This window comes from Streptomyces phytophilus, from assembly GCF_013870535.1.
GTDB classification, from domain to species: Bacteria; Actinomycetota; Actinomycetes; order Streptomycetales; family Streptomycetaceae; genus Streptomyces; species Streptomyces phytophilus.
In genome coordinates this window covers 1-2,403 of the sequence record NZ_JACBXC010000949.1, presented here as the reverse complement: position 1 = coordinate 2,403, position 2,403 = coordinate 1, and the positions used below count along the sequence as shown (strand labels likewise).

Here is a 2,403-nt window from a genome sequence, read left to right as displayed (position 1 = left end):
GCGGGGGCCGCGGCCACCGCGCGTGACCGTCGCCGCCGTGCTGACCGCCGTCGAAGGACTCGTCATCGCCGCCCTCGGGGCCTACGAACTCGTGCTCGGGATCGTCGGCGAACCGGACAGCACCCGCCAGGCCGTCTTCGGCGGGCTCACCGTGCTGGCGCTCGCCGCGCTGCCGCTGGCCGCCGCCCACGGGCTGTGGCGGCAGCGCAGCTGGAGCCGCGGCCCCTCGATGATCACCCAGATCCTGGCGCTGCCGGTGGCCTTCGCGATGGCGTCGGCGGGCGGCGTGATGCTGCCGCTGGGCCTCGCCCTGGGTGCGGTCGCGGCGGTGACGCTCGTCTGCATCCTCAGCCCGAGTTCGGCGGAGGCGCTGGGCGTGGGGCCGGGCCGGACCGCGTAGCACCGCGGCGCAGGGCCGGGGGAGGGGGCGTACGACCGCGTACGGGCCCGCCACGCGGCCCGTACGGCACGGAGGTCTCTTCCTTCGCCGCGGCGCTCCGGGCGCCGGAGAACGGCGCACAGCGCCTCGTGGGTCACGGCGGGGCGCGTGCGCCCCGCCGCTCACTCCTCCACGAGCAGCCGCTCGCGCAACTGCGCCAGCGTGCGCGCCAGTAGCCGGGAGACGTGCATCTGCGAGATGCCGACCTCCTGGGCGATCTGGGACTGGGTCATGTTCCCGAAGAAGCGGAGCAGCAGGATCTTCTTCTCCCGCGGCGGCAGCTCCTCCAGCAGCGGCTTGAGGGACTCGCGGTACTCGACTCCCTCCAGAGCGTCGTCCTCCGCGCCGAGGGTGTCGGCGACGGCCGGCGACTCGTCGTCGGTGTCGGGGACGTCGAGGGAGAGCGTGGAGTACGCGTTCGCCGACTCCAGGCCCTCCAGGACCTCTTCCTCGGAGATGTTGAGCTTCTGCGCCAGCTCGTGCACCGTCGGCGCCCGGCCGTGCAGCTGGGACAGCTCGGCGGTGGCGGACGTCAGCGACAGCCGCAGCTCCTGCAGCCGCCGGGGCACCCGCACCGCCCAGCCCTTGTCGCGGAAGTGCCGCTTGATCTCGCCGACGACCGTCGGGGTCGCGTACGTCGAGAACTCCACGCCGCGGTCGGGGTCGAAGCGGTCCACGGACTTGATCAGGCCGATGGTGGCGACCTGGGTGAGGTCGTCCAGCGGCTCGCCGCGGTTGCGGAAGCGCCGGGCCAGATGCTCCACCAGCGGCAGGTGCATCTGCACGAGGGCGTTTCGCAGCTCGGCGTGCTCGGTGGACTCCGCGGGCAGCTTGCGCAGCTCGTGGAACATCGCCCGCGCACCGCTGCGGTCCTGCGGTTCACGCCTGTCGTGCTGCTGCAGTCCGTCCATGTGGTCCGCCCGCCCTTGCTCCGCCGCGGCCAGCCGGCCTTCGTCTCGCATCGGAACGCCCCTGACGTACGTCACGTCAGCCCCGGCGCCGCGCCGCGCTCCTTGAGCAGGCTGATCGTGACCGTGCGGTCGTCCCCCACGGTCGCGTCCACTCTGCCCGCGAGCGCGGACAGCACCGTCCACGCGAAGGTGTCGCGCTCGGGCGCCCGGCCGTCGGTGGTCGGTGCGGACACCGTCACCAGCAGCGCGTCGTCCCCGAGCTGGAAGACACAGGTGAGAACGGAGCCGGGGACGGCCTGCTGCAGGAGGATGGCGCAGGCCTCGTCGACCGCGATGCGCAGATCCTCGATCTCGTCGAGCGTGAAGTCCAGGCGGGCAGCGAGCCCTGCCGTGGCGGTGCGGAGCACCGACAGGTACGCCCCGGCAGCCGGCAGCCGGACTTCGACGAAGTCCTTCGGACTGGGCTCGCCTTCGAACTGGGACACCCTCACCTCCAAGGTGCGTGGCGACTCTCTGCCATGGGAACGCCGGCCCGCCCCCCGTCACTGGGAGTAACGGACCAGCGCGGCAAATCGTTCGCCTGCGACGCTACCGCGTGCGATGAGCTGCTGTCTCCTGGACCGGAGAAGGCCACCCCATCCCGCGGCTGTCACTAATAGTAAACCCTCGTTACGCTCCGTGGCTAGGGCTTCTCTCGTCCCAATTCCCGTGCGGTCACTCCGGGTTGCCATTATGGCAGGGCCCGCCGACAACCGCCGACCGGCTTCCCTCGTCCGGGCGACACCGGCGTCAGCCGGTGACGACCGCCGCGACCGCCGAGCCGCGCGGGAAGGCGCCGCCGGCGGCGAGGGCGACGACGGCGTAGAGCATCTTCGCGACGTACACCGGTTCGGGTGCCAGGCCGTGGCGGGCGGTGAAGTCGGCGGCGAAGGCGTCGAGTTCGGGGGTGCGGCGGGCGAAGCCGCCGAAGTGGAAGCCGTCCGCGAGGCGCCAGTCGCCGCGCCGGCCGCCGAAGGCCGCGGTCTGCAGCCGCTCCACTTCGGCGCCGAGGAA

General features: G+C 72.6%; 3 protein-coding genes and 1 pseudogene. 1 reads left to right on the top strand and 3 read right to left on the bottom strand.

Annotated features, from left to right (window positions below):
• The coding region (locus H5J30_RS27580; RefSeq protein WP_181790020.1) for a hypothetical protein at positions 1–400 on the top strand (400 nt) is incomplete at its 5' end.
• Positions 401–561: 161 nt separating this feature from the next.
• On the opposite strand, the gene H5J30_RS27575 is transcribed toward H5J30_RS27580, so the two are convergent.
• The 3 genes and pseudogenes from H5J30_RS27575 to H5J30_RS27565 form a co-directional block, all read right to left on the bottom strand.
• Positions 562–1,533, bottom strand: coding sequence for an RNA polymerase sigma factor SigF (locus H5J30_RS27575; protein WP_374101028.1), 972 nt, complete (start codon positions 1,531–1,533; stop codon positions 562–564).
• Positions 1,422–1,835, bottom strand: a complete 414-nt coding sequence (locus H5J30_RS27570; RefSeq protein WP_027753975.1) for an ATP-binding protein — start codon at positions 1,833–1,835, stop codon at positions 1,422–1,424. Before H5J30_RS27570 ends, H5J30_RS27575 begins: the two co-directional genes overlap by 112 nt.
• A 304-nt stretch (positions 1,836–2,139) precedes the next feature.
• Positions 2,140–2,403 (bottom strand): annotated as a pseudogene (locus H5J30_RS27565) (1-aminocyclopropane-1-carboxylate deaminase); the annotation flags it as partial.